Below are 16,760 nucleotides of genomic sequence, written 5' to 3'. Positions count from 1 at the left end.
TTAAAATTTACGACTGAGCAGGATTCGTTTCAATGCCAGATTTCCCCTGGCAGCGAAACCATGTGGACATCTGCGAGGAAGCCACCATGGAAGCATCCTTCTTCAGCCGCCGGACACCGGGCCGGGCCTATGATTTCCTGCCGCCCGAACCCGCAAACCGCCCGTTCCGCAATCCGCGCCCTGTCGATATTGCTGACGCCGAATTCGTCACGCTCGGCAGCGTTCGACCGAAGGAGTTCAACGCCAGAACCAATAATGACAACCGCAGGCGCGCGGCCACCGCACGCGCCGCAGAGCCCCCGTTCATGCTCGCGATGGCGGCTTCTGGGCTACGGGCTGCGGAATCCTGGCTGCAGCGCGCCTCATTGCGCAGCTTCGCGACGCTCGTGCTGGCCATCGCCGTGCTCGTCTTCGGACTTGCCGGTGGTTTTTCCGGCTTTTCCAACCAGAGCGCCTATTCCGGAGCGCCGCTGCATTTCACCCATGTGACGGTGACGCCGCGTGATGCGAACGGCATGCGCGTGCTCGTCATCAACGGCATCATCGAGAACGACAGCGGCACGACGCAGACGCTGCAGCCGATCCGCGCCGATCTCGTGACCGACGAGCGGTTGACCGCGAGCGTCGTCATCAACCCGCCTGTCGACGTCATTTATGGCGGCCAGAGCCGGGGCTTTTCGGCGCGCGTTCAGCATGCCGGCGGAACAGTGCCAGAGGTCCGGCTATCGTTCCTGCCTTAGAGCCTTTCCGGGTTAGATTGAAGCATTCTGCCGGAGCAGGTTTTCGTCGGGGCAGAGGCGATTGGCGACGGGCATACCCCAAGGTATGTCCGAGCCGATCGCCTCTGATCCTGGCGGAAAGATGCCCGGCCCTTCGGGTTGGCTGAAACGGGCCGGCTGTTCGACCGGCCGGCTTGGCCGTAGAACTGGGCTACGACGCGCGCCGGCCGGTCGACCATCCGACTCCGTTTGAGCGAACAGAATGCTTCAATCTAACCAGGAAAGGCTCTAGCGCGCCGGATGGGTCATCGCCGACTTTCCTGCCACAGATCGCGCTAATCCGGTTAATTTCCTGGCTGGCGAGGCTGTTTCACGCTCGCATATGTGCTAACGGCTTACCCTTCTTTTTATGGAGCAAGCCTTATGCCTGTCGTGCGTGGAAAAAATATCGAGCCGCTCTTCACCGCCGAACAGATCGCCGAACGCAATCATTCGATGGCGCGGGAGATCGCCAACGGCCCGACCAAGGACCTGCTCGTCATCGCCGTGCTCAAGGGTTCCTTCATTTTCGCCGCTGACCTGATCCGCGCCCTGCATGACACCGGGCTTGCCCCGGAGGTCGAGTTCATCACGCTGTCGAGCTATGGCAGCGGTACGGTCTCGCAGGGCGTGCGCATCGTCAAGGATATCGACAGCGATGTGCATGGCCGCGATGTCCTGTTGATCGACGATATTCTCGAATCCGGCCGGACGCTGCTTTTTGCCAAGGAGCTGCTGTTCGAACGTGGCGCACGCAACGTCACGATCGCCGTGCTGCTCGACAAGCGCGTCAAGCGCAAGGAAAAGCTGGAGGCCGATTATGTCGGCTTCGAATGCCCCGACTATTTCGTCGTCGGCTACGGCATGGATGTCGCCTATGCTTTTCGTGAATTGCCCTTCGTCGGCGTAGTGACCGGCGACGCCTAATGATCGGGAGTGCTGCAGCGCCTTCGCACGTCTGAAAGAGGCGCCGCGCTGCGCTGCCGCTCGAGACGGGTTGTTAACCATCCCGTCCATCGCTTCGCCATCTTTACCGATCGAAAAGGAAAGTCTGGTGATTTCCGTCGCGGGGCTGAAGACGGAGCAATGCACATATGGCAAGAATTCTGATTACGGAAGACGAGGACTCCCTGCGGTCTTTCGTAGCCCGGGCGCTCAGGCTCGACGGTCACGAGACGGATGAAGCGGCCGACGGCGCCGAGGGACTGGAGAAGCTCAAGGACGGCGTCTACGACCTGCTGCTTTCCGATATCCGCATGCCTGTGATGGACGGCATCGAACTCGCCCATCAGGCCAAGGATGCCTTTCCCGGCCTGAAGATCCTGCTGATGACCGGATATGCCGAGCAGCGCGAACGAGCCGACGACCTTGCCGAAAAGATCATCGACGTCGTCGCCAAGCCATTCGCGCTTCCCGATATCCGCAAGGCGGTTGCCCGGGCGCTGGTCGCCTAACGCCTATTCGAAATTTCACGCGTAACCCCGAAAACCCGGTTGCGATTTTCGGGGTTACGCGCTTGAGCGCCTATTGGATATCCAGCAGCCGTTCGAGATATCGGCGTTCCATTTCCTGCGGCGGATTGTTGCCGAGCTTTTCGCGGATCGCATCGAGGATTTCCCGCGCCCGCTGAACGTCGATTTCGTCAGGCACCTTCACGCCGTCGTCCTCGATATATCTCTCGCTCATGCGCGGCCGGCCGAGCGGATCGCGGCCGTTCTGGTCGCCCTGGCCGACCTGGCCGTTCGGGCCTTGCCCCTGCTGGCCCTGCTGCGCCTGCATCATCTGGTTCATCATGTCACGGGCGCCTTGGCGAAGCGCCTCCAGCGCGCGACCCTGGTTTTCGATGGCCGGTTGGCCGCGGCCCTGGCCAAGTTCGCGGCCGGCGCCTTCCATCTCGCGCTGCGCCTGGCCGAAGCCGGGGCCGGGCTTCATGCCCATTTCGCCGAGCTTTTTCTGCAATTCACCCAGCTGCTTGCCAAGCCCATCCTGTTGGGCGCGCAGCTGTTTCAGCGCCTCGCGCAGCTGTTCGGCCGTCATCTGATCAGAGGGCTGCTGGCCTTCCTGGCCTTGCTGGCCCTGTTGCTGCTCCTGCGGCTCGCCGTTTTCGCCGGGGAGCATCTCGTCGAGCAGCGGATCGTTTTCGCCCATATCGGGTTCGCCGCGCTGCAGGCGGTCCTTGAGCTGCTGATCAAGGCGGAAGGTCTGTTCCATCAGCTTCTGCTGGTCGCGCAGGATTTGGCCGAGCTTGTCGATCTGCTTGCGGGCCTCACTGTTCTCCTGGCTCTGCTGGCCCCGCTGCGGCCGGCCGGCCTGCAGGTTGTTCATCATGCGCTGCAATTCCGACAGCATCTGCTGGGCCGCGTCACGGTTGCCGGAACGGGCGAGATTTTCGATCTGGTCCATCATCCGTTCCAGATCCTGCTGGCGCAGGATGTTCTGGGCGTTCTGGTTCGGCTGCATCGGCGCATTCTGCATGCGCTCGGCAAGCTCGCTCAGATAGTCCTGCATCGCCTTGCGCAGCTCGTCCATCAGCTTCTTGATCTCTTCGTCCGGGGCGTTGCGGTTCAACGCATCGGCAAGATTCTGCTGAGCCTGGCGCAGCTTGCGCTCGGCAAGGGAAAGATCGCCGTCCTCCATGCCGAGGGCGATTTCCCAGAGATATTGGGCCGTATCCTTCAGCGCCTCCTCGCTCCTTGCGAGCTTCATGCGCGCCAAGGCGGATTCCAGCAGCAGGTAGTTGGTGAGCTTGGGGATGGTCTCCTCGGGACGGATGGTCAGCGCTTGGTTCAGCGCGATCGCCTGCGGCATCTTGCGGGTGTCGAGGGCGAAAACCTGCCGTTCCTCGGCGACGGCGGCGGCAAGCGGCTCGTTGAAGGGCCGCGACGGCAGCGTCATCTCGTGCGGCGGACTGCGGCCCGTCTGGCCGGCTCCGTCCTTGGCGACAAGCGTCACGCGCACGCGTTTGCCGGCGAGCGGATGTTCGGTCAGGTTCCGGCTGGTCACACCCTTGGTGTCGCGGGCGTTGCGGCGGGGGATATCCAGCCTGTACTCCGGCAATGGGTAGAGAGGCGTTGCTTCCGGATCGGTTTCGACCGGTACGATCTCCGCATGGGCCTCTTGGACGCCGTAGTCGTCCTTGACGGTGAACCCAATCTCAAGCGCGCCGTTGACACTGGGCTTCGGCAAGCCGTCAAAGGCAATTTCCGGCGCCTTGTCGGGAAGGATGTCGAAGCTCCAGCGGCGGCCGTTCACTTCGAGCGTGCCGTTCTCCTCGAGCTTCATCGCATGCGTCTGCGCGATGGCGGCCTGGCCGGCCGGTGCGGCATCCGGCTGGTTGTCGGCCGTCGCAGCCGTCTGGCGCCGGCTTGCGTCCGCCTGCACGGCGATCTCCTGCGCCTGACCGTTAGCTTTGCGGAACACGACCTTTTCGGCCGTCTTTCCGCCGCTGACGCGCACGGTCAGAGCGGAAAACTGCGGAATGCCGATCGGCGCCTGTTCACTGCCGTCGGCGGTCAGGTAGACCGGCGCGCGGCCGGTATAGGAGGGCGGCGTCACCCAGGCGTCGATGCGCACCGCCGGATCGACCGTCACCTGTTCGGGTGCTGCCTGCAAGGCGTCACTGACCGAACCGCCATTGATCGACAGCGAATAAGCAAAGGCCGTGACAACAAGCAGCGCCGGAATGGCGCGAAGGGCGAAACGGTCGTGCCCGGCAATATCAGGTCTCGGCATACCCGCATCGAGGGCTGCGATCTTTTCGGCCATGCGCAGCTGGTGCTCGCGCCAAAGCGCCCGAGCGAAGGCCGCATCGGAGGCCGGCTCGTCTTCCTGGACGGTGACCGGCTGGTGCGGCAGGCCGTTGCGCTCTTCCAGCATGCGATCGGCTTCGGCGATCCTCGGCCAGCGCAGATTGCGGAAGGGAAGGAGCGCGACAAGCAAAGCGAGAGCGAAAGCGATCAACAACAGGATGCGCAGCCAGTCCGGCACACTGCGGAAGACACCGAACCAGGAGGCGGAGAGATAAAGGGCAGCGACCGACAGGACCGGCAACAGAGGTGGCAGCAGCTGCTCGCAAAAAAGCACGATGCGGGCCAGCAACCGTTTCGTCGTCACCAGCCGGGCAAGGGCAGGGCGGAGCGCAAATGCACCTTTCTTCTGCCTGAAGGGGCTTGTCATCGGTCCGGTCTCCGCGATCTCAAGTGGAACAGAGGGCGCTTCCGGCGATTGCGGGGCAATACGCTCATGGCTGACAAGGATAACACTCTTTGTGGCGAAGGCGAGGGCGAGCGGCCGGCAATACCGGCTTTTCACGTTTATTCGCCAAAAAGTGATGCTCTACCTGAAGCGCGCCGCGATTTTTCAGGTCGCTTCCCGCGCTTTAGGTTCTTTGTTTTGCGCACGCCGTGATCGTAAAACCGCCGCACACGTTGCGCGACAAGCTTTAGTCGAGCCAGGCGGGAACGGAGTCGAGACTGATCAGCTCGGCATAGGTTCTACGCGGTCGTATCGCATGGAAATCGCTGCCCTTGACCAGGACTTCGGGGACCAGCAAGCGGCTGTTATAGGTGCCGGCCTGGACGGCGCCGTAGGCGCCGGCCGTGCTGACGGCCAGCAGATCACCGGGCTTCGGCATCGCCATTTCGCGGTCGAGCGCCAGATAGTCGCCGGTCTCGCAAACGGGGCCGACGACGTCGGCGCGGATGCGCGGCGCGTTCGCTGCCGAAATCGTCACCGGGCGGATTTCGTGATAGGCCTCGTAGAGGGTCGGGCGAATGAGATCATTCATCGCGCCGTCGACGATGACGAAGGTCTTTTCGCCGCTGTCCTTCACATAAAGCACCTCGGTCACGAGGATTCCGGCATTGCCGACGATCAGGCGGCCGGGCTCGGTGATGACCTTGCAATTCAGATCGCGCAGCTGGTTCTTGACGATCGCCGCATAGGCATCCGGCAGCGGCGGCGGATTGTTGTCGTCCTTATAGGGGACACCGAGGCCGCCGCCGATATCGACGTGATCGATCGTGTGGCCATCGGCGCGGAGCGTCGCGACAAGGTCGCGCAGCAGCTTGAAAGCGTCGTCGAAAGGCTGCAGCTCGGTGATCTGGCTGCCGATATGCATGTCGATGCCGGTGACCTCGATGCCGGGCAGCTTGGCGGCGTGGGCGTAGATCGCGCGGGCGCGCTCCCAGGAGATGCCGAACTTGTTTTCCTTCTTGCCGGTCGAGATCTTCGAATGCGTCTTTGCGTCGACATCCGGGTTGATGCGGAAGGAGACGGGAGCCTTCTTTCCGGCGCTGACGGCGCGCTGGTTGAGGATTTCGAGCTCGGGTTCGGATTCGACGTTGAAGCAGTAGATGCCGGCCTCGAGCGCGAAATCCATCTCCGACGGGGTTTTGCCGACGCCTGAAAACATGATGCGGCTTGCCGGAATGTCGGCTGCGAGTGCGCGGCGCAGCTCCCCTTCCGAGACGACGTCGATGCCGGCGCCGAGGCGACCCAGCGTCTTCAGCACCGCCTGGTTCGAGTTCGCCTTCATCGCGTAACAGACCATCGAGTCCATATCGGCGAAGGCTTCGGAGAAGACCCGGTAATGGCGTTCCAGGGTTGCGGTGGAATAGACGTAGAACGGCGTGCCGACCGCCTTGGCGATCTCGGGAACGGGAACGTTCTCGGCGTGAAGGATGCCGTCGCGGTACTCGAAATGGTTCACGGACTTATGCCTTAAAGAAGAGGATCGAGAAGGAAGGGCTTGTCAACGGTTCCCGGCTGTTTCGTCGGCTTGGAAACGTCGCCTTCTTTCGTTGCCGCAGCACTCGGCGGGTCGAGATCGCCCTTACGCCCGCATCCGGCAACGGCAAGGCCGATGACGGCGACGACTGCCGTCAAGCGAATGAGGTGCGGCAAGCTCTTCTGCATGGATATCCTCTTGTACGAGATATGGCGGACATCATTCATTCCGAACGATGGACATCTTCATAGCGAAGTTTCTCCGCCTTGTGCACCCTGATTGTTGGATGGTCTTTCCCCCGGTGCGCGGAAGGCGAAGCGGCTTCCGACTCGCCTTTCTTTCAGTTGCGGGCGCGCCAGAAGGCGATCTGCTTGCGCACCTCGGACGGCGCCGTGCCGCCGAAGCTCTTGCGGCTGGCGACCGAGGCTTCGACCGTCAGAACGTCATAGACCTTGTCGGTGATCGCGGAATGGATCGCCTGCAGGTCGGCGAGCGGCAGTTCGGCGAGGTCGCAGCCCTTGCTTTCGGCCAGCGCCACGGCGCGGCCGGTGACGTGATGGGCATCGCGGAAGGGCAGACCGGCTTCACGCACCAGCCAGTCGGCAAGGTCGGTCGCCGTCGAGAAGCCGGAGCCGGCCGCCGCCTTCATGCGCGCGGTGTTGACGGTCATGTCGCGCACCATGCCGGTCATGGCGGCGATCGCCAGTTCCAGGCTCTCGGCCGCGTCGAAGACCTGTTCCTTGTCTTCCTGCATGTCCTTGGAATAGGCGAGCGGCAGGCCTTTCATGATTGTCAGCAGTGCGATCAGCGAGCCGTTGATGCGGCCGGTCTTGGCGCGCACCAGTTCGGCCGCGTCCGGGTTCTTCTTCTGCGGCATGATCGAGGAACCGGTCGAGAAGGCGTCTGACAGGCGGATGAAACCGAATTGCGGTGTCGACCAGATGACGATCTCTTCGGCCAGGCGCGACAGATGCATGCCCGTGATCGCGGCGATCGCCAGGAACTCGATGGCGAAGTCGCGGTCGGAGACCGTGTCGATGGAATTGCGGGTCGGCTCGCGGAAACCGAGCGCCTTGGCCGTCATATGGCGGTCGATTGGATAGCCGGTGCCGGCGAGGGCAGCCGCACCGATCGGGCTTTCGTCCAGATGTTCGATGGCGTGGCGCACCCGCGAGCGGTCGCGGCCGAACATTTCGACATAGGCCATGCAATGATGGCCGAAGGTGACGGGTTGGGCGGTCTGCAGATGGGTGAAGCCCGGCATGACGCTTTCGGCATGTTCCTCGGCGCGGTCGAGGAAGGCGGCGATCAGGCCAGTTAGCATCTGCTCCGTCTTCTGCAACTCCTCCTTCACCCAGAGGCGGAAGTCGAGCGCCACCTGGTCGTTGCGCGAGCGGGCGGTGTGCAGCCGGCCGGCCGCCGGTCCGATCAGCGTCGCCAGGCGCGCCTCGATGTTCATATGGATGTCTTCGAGCCGGCGTGAGAATTCGAAATTGCCGCCTTCGATTTCTGACAGGATCGTGTTTAGTCCGTGAACGATCTTGTCCTTATCTTCGGCCGAAATGATCCCCTGATGGGCGAGCATCGTCGCATGGGCGATGGAACCGCGGATATCCTGCGCGAATAGCTTCTTGTCGAAACCGATCGAGGCATTTATCTCCTCCATGATCGCGTCCGGGCCGGAGGCGAAGCGCCCACCCCACATCTGGTTGGAGGATTTGGTGTCCGTGTTGCTCTCGGCCATGATGCCCGTCCTGGAGAATGAAATGACGACAAAAAAACCCTTCGGTCTGCCGTCCGTAAAACTGATCGCAATCGCCGCCATTGCAGGCGTTGTTGCCGGTGCGGCAGCGGTATACGTGAAGGAGACGGGGATTGGCAATGGCATCGGCGATACCGCTTCGGCCGAATGCCCGATGGCGAGGGAACGCGCCGCCAATCTGACGCCGCTGATGAAGGGCCAGGTTGCCGCAATGGTCGCCGCCAACGAGCCTCGCAAGCTGACCGGAGTGTCCTTCAACGGCCCTGACGGCAAGCCGCTGACGCTCGACCATTTCGCCGGCAAGACCGTGCTGCTCAATCTCTGGGCAACGTGGTGCGTGCCCTGCCGCGAGGAGATGCCGGCGCTGAACGCACTGGAAAAGCAGATGGGCAGCGACAAGTTCCAGGTTGTGCCGGTCAATATCGATACGGGGGATGACGAGAAGCCGAAGACTTTCCTCGCCGAGACCGGCGTCGATGCGCTGCAGCTTTATCGCGACAATACCATCGGCGTCTTCAATAGCCTGAAAAAGGAAGGTCTCGCCTTCGGCCTGCCGGTGACGCTGCTGCTCGACAACAAGGGCTGCCTGATCTCCGCCATGAACGGACCCGCCGCCTGGGACAGCGAGGACGCCAAGACTTTGATCAAGGGTGCGATCGGATCGTAAGGATATCGATCAGGAGTCGCCATCTCCTCTGATCAGGAAAACGCCGGCAATTCCGATAAGGACGCAGCATTGCAGCAAGAACATCGGTGTTTCGGTCGACATGGCGTTTCCCCCCGTTCACGGCAAGGAAAGCATTTCACGGGCGTCCGGTCCATTCGCCCTTTTTGGTGATGTCCCGCTTAGCGCGTCGGGACCGGCACTTCGCCGCGATAGTCGTAGAAGCCGCGGCCGGATTTGCGTCCGAGCCAGCCGGCTTCGACATATTTCACCAGCAGCGGGCAGGGGCGATATTTCGAGTCCGCCAAGCCGTCATGCAGCACCTGCATGATCGACAGGCAGGTGTCGAGGCCGATGAAGTCGGCAAGCTGCAGCGGCCCCATCGGATGGTTGGCGCCGAGCTTCATCGCCGTGTCGATGGCGTCGACCGTGCCGACGCCTTCATAGAGCGTGTAGATCGCCTCGTTGATCATCGGCAGCAGGATGCGGTTGACGATGAAGGCCGGGAAGTCCTCGGCGACGGTAATGGTCTTTTCCAGCGTGCCGACGAATTCCTTGGCGGCGGAGAAGGTCTTCTCATCGGTGGCGATGCCGCGCACCAGTTCGACGAGCTTCATGACAGGCACCGGGTTCATGAAATGTATGCCCATGAAGCGCTCGGGGCGGTCGGTGGCGGCGGCAAGCCGGGTAATCGAAAGAGAGGAAGTATTGGTGGCAAGCAGCGCTTCCGGTTTCATTACCGGACAAACCTGACTATAAATCTTGCGCTTGACACTTTCGTCCTCGGTGGCCGCCTCGATGACCAGATCGGACGGAGCGAGGTCATTGACATCGGCGGAGCCGGTGATGCGCGACAAGGTCGATTTACGCTCTTCATCGGTCATCTTGCCGTTCGTCACCAGCCGGGCGAGATTGCCGTTGATGGTGGCAAGGCCGGATTCAATGCGGTCCTGCGAGAGATCGTAGATATGAACCCTATAACCTGCGGCGGCCGAAACATGCGCGATGCCGCAGCCCATCTGGCCCGCACCGATAATCCCAATATTCTTTAACACCGCACTCATCTCCAAACCCACGCGGCATTCGCCCCCGCGTTGCCGCCTTATTTTAGCAATACTGCCGGACGAAGGATCGCCCGGCAGTAAGTAGTAGCTCGATAAGAGACAATTTTCCAGTCATTCGCAAGTGCGAAAGAAAAAAGCATCTGCTCTCGTTAGAGCGCCTTTTGCAATTCCGGCAGGGCGTCGAACAGATCGGCGACGAGGCCGTAGTCGGCGACCTGGAAGATCGGCGCCTCCTCATCCTTGTTGATGGCGACGATCACTTTCGAATCCTTCATCCCGGCCAGATGCTGGATGGCCCCGGAGATGCCGGCGGCGATATAGAGGTCGGGCGCGACCACCTTGCCGGTCTGGCCGACCTGCCAGTCGTTCGGGGCATAGCCTGCATCGACGGCCGCACGGCTGGCGCCGACGGCTGCACCCAGCTTGTCGGCAACCGGCAGGATGACCTCCTTGAACTTCTCGGCCGAACCCAAGGCCCGGCCGCCGGAGATGATGATCTTCGCCGAGGTCAGTTCCGGACGGTCGGAGGCCGACAGCGCATCGGCGAGGAAGCGCGACAGACCCGGATCGGAAGCAGCGGAGATCGCCTCGACGGAGGCAGAGCCGTTTGCCGGTGCCGAAGCAAACGAGGCGGTGCGCACGGTGATGACCTTCTTGGCATCGCTTGCCTGCACCGTCTGAATGGCATTGCCGGCATAGATCGGCCGCTTGAAGGTATCGGGGCTGACGACCTCGATGATTTCCGAGACCTGGGCGACATCGAGCAGGGCAGCGACGCGCGGCAGCACGGTCTTGCCGACCGAGGTGGCGGCCGAGACGATCGTGTCGTAGGAACCGGCGAGCGAGACGATCAGATCGGCCAGCGGTTCGGCGAGATTGTTGGCAAGCGCGTCGCTTTCGGCCAGCAGCACCTTCGAGACGCCGGAAAGTTTGGCGGCCTGATCGGCCGCCGCCTTGGCGGCCTTGCCGGCGACCAGCACATGGATATCGCCGCCGATCTGGCTTGCCGCCGTCAACGCCTTGGCGGTCTGGTCGGAGAGGTGATTGCCGTCATGGTCGGCCAGAAGAAGAATGGTCATGATTTAGTTGCTCCTGTTCCAACCCGATTACAGCACGCCGGCTTCGTTCTTGAGCTTGTCGACCAGTTCGGCGACCGACTTGACCTTGACGCCGGCCTTGCGGCCACTCGGCTCCTCGGTCTTCAAGACCTTCAGCCGCGGCGTCGTGTCCACGCCGAAATCGGCCGGGCTCTTCTTGTCGAGCGGCTTCTTCTTCGCCTTCATGATGTTGGGCAGCGAGGCATAACGCGGCTCGTTCAGGCGAAGATCGGTGGTCACCACCGCCGGCAGCTTGATCTCGATCGTCTGCAGGCCGCCGTCGACCTCGCGGGTCACGGTCGCCTTGCCGTCACCGATCTCGATCTTCGAGGCGAAGGTCGCCTGGGCCGAACCGAGCAATGCCGCCAGCATCTGGCCGGTCTGGTTGGAATCGTCGTCGATTGCCTGCTTGCCCGTGATGATCAGGCCCGGCTGTTCGGCATCGGCGACACCTTTGAGAATCTTGGCCACCGCCAGCGGCTCGACCTGATCGTCGGTCTCGACCAGGATCGCCCGGTCGGCACCCATGGCAAGGGCGGTCCGCAGCGTCTCCTCGGCCTTGGCCGGGCCGATCGACACCACCACCACTTCTTCGGCCTTGCCGGCCTCCTTCAGCCGCAGCGCCTCTTCCACCGAGATCTCGTCGAACGGGTTCATCGACATCTTCACATTGGCAAGCTCGACACCCGAACCATCCGGCTTCACACGGATCTTCACGTTGTAGTCGACAACCCGTTTAACGGGCACGAGAATCTTCATGGGGGTCCTTCCTTCAAGAAAACTGGCTCAGCGAGGCTTTAAGGAAAATGCGCGCTCGAGCGTCGCTTCGATTGTCGAATGGCGACATGGATACGCGTTTTTCCTCCAAATACAACGCTTGCAATGACGCAGGCCGGGCATTGCTTTCGCAATATATTGACGTTTACGTGCACATCAATCCATCTGTTAACCTCGGCCACGGCCCCAGGGAAGACGCTCGATTCGTCCGTCCGCGCCGGCCGCAATGGCCGTACCCTCGCCGGCTTCGTTCCTCACGGCGCGCGGCGTCACGATTTCCCGATCGAAGAGCGGTACGCCGCGACGACGCAGCACCAGGATTAACACAGCACCGGCAAGAATGCCGCCGACATGGGCGCCCCAGGAGACGTCTCCATCGGGTGCAATCGCCAGCATGAAGAACTGCTGGCCGATCCACAAAAGCAGCGGCACGAAGGCCGGCAGGGGCAAGGGCACACGGAAGAACACCAGCACCCAGACCCTGACGCGCGGATGCAGTATGACATAAGCGGCAACGACCCCGGAGATCGCCCCCGAGGCGCCGACCAGCGGCGCTTCCGGTGTCGTCGTCAGCAAGCCGTGGCAAAGCGCGCCGACGGCCGCGCAGAGGAGATAGAAAAGCAGGAAGCGCATATGCCCCATCGCATCCTCGACATTGTCGCCGAAGACCCACAGGAAGACCATATTGGAAGCCAGATGCCAGAAGCCCGAATGGACGAAGGCATAGGTGAGATAGGTCAGCGGCTCCGGCACGATCTCCAATCCCTCAGCCAACTGTGCCTGCCCGAAGGCGATCGCCGGGATGTAGCCGAGGCCAACGGTCGTTGCCTGGGCGGCCTGTTCGCTCTCCAGGTTGATAAAGAGCCAGACTGCGACATTCAGCGCGATCAAAGCCAGCGTCACCCACTGGACCTTGATATGTTTCAGCGTATTGGCGTCGTGAAATGGTATGAACATAAGGCCCCCCGGCAATCGTGATCGCGGCAAACCTATCTGTTTTTTCCCGGAACCCAAAGCACATCCGCACGACCCTGGTCATTTGCATGGCGGGCAGCGACGAAGAGGAAATCCGAAAGCCGGTTGATATATTTCATCGCGGTCCCGCCGACGATTTCGCCCTCCATGCGCGCCAGCGTCACCATCAGCCGTTCGGCCCGGCGGGCGATCGTGCGGGCGAGATGCAGATGCGCGGCGGCCGGGCTGCCGCCCGGTAGAATGAAGGATGTCAGCGGACCGAGCCGGGCGTTCAGCCGATCGATATCGCGCTCGATGCGCTCGACCTGTGTCTCGACGATCCGCAGCGGCTCATAGGCCGGCGGCTCGCCGGTATCGGGTGTCGCGAGATCGGCGCCGAGGTCGAAGAGATCGTTCTGGATCGACATCAGCATGGTGTCGAGCTCGGCCATGTCGGTCGTGTAAAGCCGCGCCAGGCCGATCGCGGAGTTGGCCTCGTCGATCGTGCCATAGGCCTCGACACGCAGATCGTCCTTCCGGCGGCGCGGGCCGGAAGCCAGCCCTGTCGTGCCGTCGTCCCCGGTCTTCGTGTAGATCTTGTTGAGCTTCACCATGCTGCACCGCCGATCGAGGGGAGGGTTGAACCACCCCACTCTCCGTCATGCTCGGGCTTGACCCGAGCATCCACACCGCATCCGTCAGCGGTTAGGAGGATGGATCCTCGGGTCAAGCCCTGGGATGACGGAGGGTGGGGTGGGCCTTCTCGCCAAACGCGCCCCGGCATGCCGACGCACACCGCGTCGGGGCGCTTCCTCAAGCCGCTTACCTCACCTCCCTCATTCCTGTGCTCGTCACAGGAATCCAGTGCGCCCAAGTCCTTGGGCGCGGGAGACTCTTTTGACCGTCGGATTTTGTTATTCACCGCGCGGACGCGCGGTGGCTGGATTCCTGTGACGTGCACAGGAATGAGGGAGTTCGAGGAGGCGATAGTACCCATATTTACCCCTCTATCGTTAGGTCGGTCCTCAGGTCGGGCGGCCGCCGCCGGTCAGCCAGAGCGTCACCATGATCAGGATGACAGCGACTGCCTGCAGCAGGACGCGAAGCTGCATCAGCTTGTTGGAAAGGTTGGCGTCGCCGCCCTTCATCATGTTGAAGAGGCCGCGGATCAGCACCAGGGCGACGATGCCCATGACGATGATCGCAAGGATATAGGTGACCGTGGACATGCCGCTCAGCTTTCTAATCAGTCCGTCCAGCGCATCAGGTTGTAGAAGAGGCCCGCCGGGAGCAGCCGCTTCAGGAACATGCCCTGTTTAGCCGGAGTCGTTACAGGATAATGTGGCCTTGGGTTTTTCGCGTTCAATGCGTGTTTCAATACCGAATAGACCGCCTCCGGGCCAAGTTTATGGCGGTTGACCGGCCCCGTACCCTCGAGCCTCGCCAACTGTCTGATATAATCGGCTGCGTGCGGCGAGTTCTCGACGTCGATATTCTCATTGAACTTTGCGAGCGCATTGGCGGTGAAACGTGTGGCGATCGGTCCCGGCTCGATCAGGCTCACATGGATGCCGCTGCCGTGGAGCTCCATGCGCAGGGTGATGCTGAGGCCCTCGAGCGCGAATTTGGAGGCGGTATAGGCGCCGCGATAGCGATAGGGGACCACCCCGAGAATGGACGAGCATTGCACGATCCGGCCCTGGCCATGTTTGCGCATTGACGGAATGACCTGCCGCGTCAATTCGTGCCAGCCGAAGAAATTCGCTTCGAACTGGGCGCGCAGCGCTGCCGTCGAAAGATCCTCGACGGCGCCCGGCTGGCCATAGGCGCCGTTGTTGAAGAGCGCGTCGACGCGACCGCCGCTGCGTTCGAGAGCCGTGCCGACCAGCTCGGTGATCGTCTCGGTTCGGGCATAATCCATCAGGAAGGCTTCAACGCCGTCGGCTTGAAGGGCCGGCAGATCATCGGTTTTGCGTACCGTCGCAAAGACGCGCCAGCCATCGGCTTTCAGCGCCCGGGCGCAATGAGCGCCGATGCCGGAGGAACAGCCGGTGACGACGATTGTTCGCTGCTCCACCATGGAATGATTCCTGTACAAAATGGGACTCGTTTCCCATATTCGGCCAGAGGATACAATCTCGAAGCCGGAGACGGAATGCGGAAGGTGCTGCGCACGATCTACGACGTGGTCTATGACGCGATCTGTCACATGGTCGAGGACGACGGATTTGCGATGGCAAGCCACGTGGCGCTGTCGAGCCTGCTTGCGGTTTTCCCTTTCCTGATCTTCGGTACCGCGCTTGCAAGCTTCCTCGGCGCCGATCAGTTTTCCTCCACCGCCATCCATCTGATCTTCGACACCTGGCCAGAAGCGATCGCCAAGCCGCTGGCCGACCAGGTGCTGCAGGTCCTGACCATTCAACGCGGCGGGCTGCTGACGATCTCGGTGCTGGCGGCCGCCTATTTCGCCTCGAACGGCGTCGAAGCGCTGCGCATCTCGCTCAATCGTGCCTACCGGGTGCAGGAAACCCGGGCGTGGTATTTCACCCGCCTGGCCAGCCTCGGCTACGTGCTGATCGCGGTGATCATCTTCGCGGCGATCAGCATCCTGCTGGTGGCGGTGCCGTTGGCGCTCGATTATGCCAGGAATTGGTTTCCGCTGTTTGCCGATACGCTCGGCATCGTCTTCAGCTGGCGCATTTACGGCACACTTGTCGTGCTGACCGTCGGCCTGCTGGTCATGCATCTCTGGCTGCCGGCCGGCAAGCGGCGGGTTTTCGATGTTATTCCCGGGGTCTTGCTGACGCTGCTTCTCTGGCTCGCCGGCGCGCTGATCTTTGCCTACTATCTGGCGACCTTCGCCAATTATACGGCAACCTATGCCGGTCTCGCCTCGGTGATGATCGTGCTGATCTTTCTCTACATGGTCGGCGCCATCTTCATTATCGGCGCGGAGATCAATGCGGCGCTGATCAAGTTCCGCGTCTTCCGGATGTTCTCGCATACGCTTTCGATCGTCGGCAGAGAGCGTGTCGAACGGCGCTCAGAGCCCGACAAGGCGGCGAATGTCGGCCCCTGACATGCCTCGGGCACGCAATTCGGCGAGCCCGCTGTCACCTTCGCTTTTTGAAAGCTTGCGGCCACCGGCGTCGAGAATGAGACGATGATGGTGGTAGAGGGGCTGCGGCAGGCCGAGCAGAACCTGCAGCAGCCGGTGTACCGATGTGGCGTGGAAAAGGTCGAGCCCGCGCACGACATGGGTGACGCCCTGCAGGGCATCATCGACGACCACCGACAGATGGTAGCTCGAAGGAGCATCCGAGCGCGACAGGATGACATCTCCCCAGACGCCAGGTTCGGCGGCGATCTCGCCTGTCCTGCCGTCACCGGTTTCCGTCCAGAACAGCAGTTCGCCGATCAGGTCGAGCGCCTTGCGCATGTCGAGCCGCCAGGCATGTTTTTTCCCGGAGGAAAGGATCTCCCGCCATTCGGTTTCCGGCCGCTCGCGATCAATCGGCGGATAATGCGGCGTGCCGTCGGGATCGCGCGGCCAGGATTGGCCCGTTGCCTCGTAAGCGGCGACACGCGCCTTCACTTCGCCGCGCGTCAGGAAAGCCGGATAGACCAGGCCACGTTCGATCAGCGCATGCAGCGCCGCCTGGTACTCCGGAAAATGCTCCGACTGGCGCCGCACCGGACTTTCCCAGTCGATGCCAAGCCAGTCGATGTCCCGCAGGATGCCGGCTTCGAATTCGGGGGTGCAGCGAGCCTGGTCGATATCCTCGATGCGCAGCAGCAGGCGGCCATGAGAGGCTTCGGCCATGTCGCGGTTCAAAAAGGCCGACAGGGCATGGCCGAGATGCAGCGATCCGTTGGGACTCGGCGCAAAACGAAAGACAGGTTTTTGACGCTCGCTCGTGGTCATGCTTTCTTCTGCCACGGATTTTGGTTTTGAA

The 16,760-nt window shown here is 62.0% G+C and carries 18 protein-coding genes; 6 read left to right on the top strand and 12 right to left on the bottom strand.

Going from position 1 to position 16,760, the window contains the following annotated elements; all coding sequences use genetic code 11:
* Positions 1 to 86 precede the first annotated feature (86 nt).
* The 3 genes from N2597_RS18470 to N2597_RS18460 all read left to right on the top strand — a co-directional run bounded on the left by N2597_RS18470 (position 87) and on the right by N2597_RS18460 (position 2,212).
* On the top strand, positions 87 to 740 hold the full coding sequence (locus N2597_RS18470; protein WP_077992023.1) for a hypothetical protein: 654 nt from the start codon (positions 87 to 89) through the stop codon (positions 738 to 740).
* Between the two features lie 402 nt (positions 741 to 1,142).
* Positions 1,143 to 1,685, top strand: a complete 543-nt coding sequence (gene hpt / locus N2597_RS18465; protein ID WP_038691597.1) for a hypoxanthine phosphoribosyltransferase — start codon at positions 1,143 to 1,145, stop codon at positions 1,683 to 1,685.
* A gap of 167 nt (positions 1,686 to 1,852) precedes the next feature.
* Complete coding sequence (locus N2597_RS18460; RefSeq protein WP_003543311.1) at positions 1,853 to 2,212, top strand: response regulator; 360 nt, start codon at positions 1,853 to 1,855, stop codon at positions 2,210 to 2,212.
* A gap of 70 nt (positions 2,213 to 2,282) precedes the next feature.
* On the opposite strand, the gene N2597_RS18455 is transcribed toward N2597_RS18460, so the two are convergent.
* Positions 2,283 to 4,934, bottom strand: coding sequence for a TIGR02302 family protein (locus tag N2597_RS18455; RefSeq protein WP_096761986.1), 2,652 nt, complete (start codon positions 4,932 to 4,934; stop codon positions 2,283 to 2,285).
* 66 nt (positions 4,935 to 5,000) lie between these two features.
* On the opposite strand from N2597_RS18455, the gene N2597_RS18450 reads away from it, so the two are divergent.
* The gene (locus tag N2597_RS18450; protein WP_164519048.1) at positions 5,001 to 5,165 is read left to right on the top strand and encodes a hypothetical protein; all 165 of its coding nucleotides are present in this window, start codon (positions 5,001 to 5,003) and stop codon (positions 5,163 to 5,165) included.
* A 34-nt stretch (positions 5,166 to 5,199) separates the two neighbouring features.
* Here N2597_RS18450 and lysA read toward each other — a convergent pair whose 3' ends face one another.
* From lysA to argH, 3 genes are all read right to left on the bottom strand, one after another.
* A complete protein-coding gene (gene lysA, locus N2597_RS18445) occupies positions 5,200 to 6,468 on the bottom strand; it encodes a diaminopimelate decarboxylase (RefSeq protein ID WP_077992017.1) in 1,269 nt (422 codons plus the stop codon).
* 11 nt (positions 6,469 to 6,479) lie between these two features.
* A complete protein-coding gene (lptM, locus tag N2597_RS18440; protein WP_077992436.1) occupies positions 6,480 to 6,674 on the bottom strand; it encodes an LPS translocon maturation chaperone LptM in 195 nt (64 codons plus the stop codon).
* A gap of 152 nt (positions 6,675 to 6,826) precedes the next feature.
* A complete protein-coding gene (argH, locus tag N2597_RS18435) occupies positions 6,827 to 8,230 on the bottom strand; it encodes an argininosuccinate lyase (protein WP_077992015.1) in 1,404 nt (467 codons plus the stop codon).
* A gap of 22 nt (positions 8,231 to 8,252) precedes the next feature.
* Between argH and tlpA the strand changes: the two genes are divergently transcribed.
* The gene (gene tlpA / locus N2597_RS18430; protein ID WP_183598537.1) at positions 8,253 to 8,915 is read left to right on the top strand and encodes a thiol:disulfide interchange protein TlpA; all 663 of its coding nucleotides are present in this window, start codon (positions 8,253 to 8,255) and stop codon (positions 8,913 to 8,915) included.
* 179 nt (positions 8,916 to 9,094) lie between these two features.
* On the opposite strand, the gene N2597_RS18425 is transcribed toward tlpA, so the two are convergent.
* The 7 genes from N2597_RS18425 to N2597_RS18395 all read right to left on the bottom strand — a co-directional run bounded on the left by N2597_RS18425 (position 9,095) and on the right by N2597_RS18395 (position 14,884).
* A complete protein-coding gene (locus N2597_RS18425; protein ID WP_038691587.1) occupies positions 9,095 to 9,976 on the bottom strand; it encodes a 3-hydroxybutyryl-CoA dehydrogenase in 882 nt (293 codons plus the stop codon).
* A 149-nt stretch (positions 9,977 to 10,125) separates the two neighbouring features.
* Positions 10,126 to 11,055, bottom strand: coding sequence for an electron transfer flavoprotein subunit alpha/FixB family protein (locus N2597_RS18420; protein WP_183598535.1), 930 nt, complete (start codon positions 11,053 to 11,055; stop codon positions 10,126 to 10,128).
* Between the two features lie 27 nt (positions 11,056 to 11,082).
* Positions 11,083 to 11,832 (bottom strand): electron transfer flavoprotein subunit beta/FixA family protein, encoded by a 750-nt coding sequence (locus N2597_RS18415; RefSeq protein ID WP_009990411.1) that lies wholly within the window; start codon positions 11,830 to 11,832, stop codon positions 11,083 to 11,085.
* 186 nt (positions 11,833 to 12,018) lie between these two features.
* Positions 12,019 to 12,807 (bottom strand): rhomboid family intramembrane serine protease, encoded by a 789-nt coding sequence (locus tag N2597_RS18410; RefSeq protein WP_039623543.1) that lies wholly within the window; start codon positions 12,805 to 12,807, stop codon positions 12,019 to 12,021.
* 32 nt (positions 12,808 to 12,839) lie between these two features.
* Positions 12,840 to 13,418 carry a cob(I)yrinic acid a,c-diamide adenosyltransferase gene (locus N2597_RS18405; protein WP_009993357.1) on the bottom strand — a complete coding sequence of 193 codons (579 nt, stop codon included), beginning with the start codon at positions 13,416 to 13,418 and terminating at the stop codon, positions 12,840 to 12,842.
* A gap of 411 nt (positions 13,419 to 13,829) precedes the next feature.
* Complete coding sequence (locus N2597_RS18400) at positions 13,830 to 14,033, bottom strand: twin transmembrane helix small protein (RefSeq protein ID WP_038691576.1); 204 nt, start codon at positions 14,031 to 14,033, stop codon at positions 13,830 to 13,832.
* Positions 14,034 to 14,050: 17 nt separating this feature from the next.
* On the bottom strand, positions 14,051 to 14,884 hold the full coding sequence (locus N2597_RS18395; protein WP_183598533.1) for an SDR family oxidoreductase: 834 nt from the start codon (positions 14,882 to 14,884) through the stop codon (positions 14,051 to 14,053).
* 75 nt (positions 14,885 to 14,959) lie between these two features.
* Between N2597_RS18395 and N2597_RS18390 the strand changes: the two genes are divergently transcribed.
* Positions 14,960 to 15,883: a YihY/virulence factor BrkB family protein gene (locus N2597_RS18390; protein ID WP_010061047.1), complete on the top strand. Its 924-nt coding sequence runs from the start codon at positions 14,960 to 14,962 to the stop codon at positions 15,881 to 15,883.
* Here N2597_RS18390 and gluQRS read toward each other — a convergent pair.
* Positions 15,848 to 16,729, bottom strand: a complete 882-nt coding sequence (gluQRS, locus tag N2597_RS18385) for a tRNA glutamyl-Q(34) synthetase GluQRS (protein ID WP_183598531.1) — start codon at positions 16,727 to 16,729, stop codon at positions 15,848 to 15,850. The genes N2597_RS18390 and gluQRS overlap by 36 nt on opposite strands.
* Positions 16,730 to 16,760 lie beyond the last annotated feature (31 nt).

Origin of the sequence: Rhizobium sophoriradicis (genome assembly GCF_025200795.1) — a bacterium.
GTDB lineage: Bacteria > Pseudomonadota > Alphaproteobacteria > Rhizobiales > Rhizobiaceae > Rhizobium > Rhizobium sophoriradicis.
This window is presented reverse-complemented; position numbering and strand designations above follow the sequence as displayed.

What these genes read in the sequence shown, in the direction of transcription:
- N2597_RS18405 (WP_009993357.1), bottom strand. Translation starts at nt 13,418, where the DNA reads ATGGTGAAGCTCAACAAGATCTACACGAAGACCGGGGACGACGGCACG.
- N2597_RS18395 (WP_183598533.1), bottom strand. Translation starts at nt 14,884, where the DNA reads ATGGTGGAGCAGCGAACAATCGTCGTCACCGGCTGTTCCTCCGGCATC.
- N2597_RS18455 (WP_096761986.1), bottom strand. Translation starts at nt 4,934, where the DNA reads ATGACAAGCCCCTTCAGGCAGAAGAAAGGTGCATTTGCGCTCCGCCCT.
- hpt (WP_038691597.1), top strand. Translation starts at nt 1,143, where the DNA reads ATGCCTGTCGTGCGTGGAAAAAATATCGAGCCGCTCTTCACCGCCGAA.
- N2597_RS18415 (WP_009990411.1), bottom strand. Translation starts at nt 11,832, where the DNA reads ATGAAGATTCTCGTGCCCGTTAAACGGGTTGTCGACTACAACGTGAAG.
- N2597_RS18390 (WP_010061047.1), top strand. Translation starts at nt 14,960, where the DNA reads ATGCGGAAGGTGCTGCGCACGATCTACGACGTGGTCTATGACGCGATC.
- N2597_RS18450 (WP_164519048.1), top strand. Translation starts at nt 5,001, where the DNA reads ATGGCTGACAAGGATAACACTCTTTGTGGCGAAGGCGAGGGCGAGCGG.
- N2597_RS18410 (WP_039623543.1), bottom strand. Translation starts at nt 12,807, where the DNA reads ATGTTCATACCATTTCACGACGCCAATACGCTGAAACATATCAAGGTC.
- N2597_RS18460 (WP_003543311.1), top strand. Translation starts at nt 1,853, where the DNA reads ATGGCAAGAATTCTGATTACGGAAGACGAGGACTCCCTGCGGTCTTTC.
- N2597_RS18420 (WP_183598535.1), bottom strand. Translation starts at nt 11,055, where the DNA reads ATGACCATTCTTCTTCTGGCCGACCATGACGGCAATCACCTCTCCGAC.
- lptM (WP_077992436.1), bottom strand. Translation starts at nt 6,674, where the DNA reads ATGCAGAAGAGCTTGCCGCACCTCATTCGCTTGACGGCAGTCGTCGCC.
- tlpA (WP_183598537.1), top strand. Translation starts at nt 8,253, where the DNA reads ATGACGACAAAAAAACCCTTCGGTCTGCCGTCCGTAAAACTGATCGCA.
- argH (WP_077992015.1), bottom strand. Translation starts at nt 8,230, where the DNA reads ATGGCCGAGAGCAACACGGACACCAAATCCTCCAACCAGATGTGGGGT.
- N2597_RS18425 (WP_038691587.1), bottom strand. Translation starts at nt 9,976, where the DNA reads ATGAGTGCGGTGTTAAAGAATATTGGGATTATCGGTGCGGGCCAGATG.
- N2597_RS18400 (WP_038691576.1), bottom strand. Translation starts at nt 14,033, where the DNA reads ATGTCCACGGTCACCTATATCCTTGCGATCATCGTCATGGGCATCGTC.
- gluQRS (WP_183598531.1), bottom strand. Translation starts at nt 16,729, where the DNA reads ATGACCACGAGCGAGCGTCAAAAACCTGTCTTTCGTTTTGCGCCGAGT.
- N2597_RS18470 (WP_077992023.1), top strand. Translation starts at nt 87, where the DNA reads ATGGAAGCATCCTTCTTCAGCCGCCGGACACCGGGCCGGGCCTATGAT.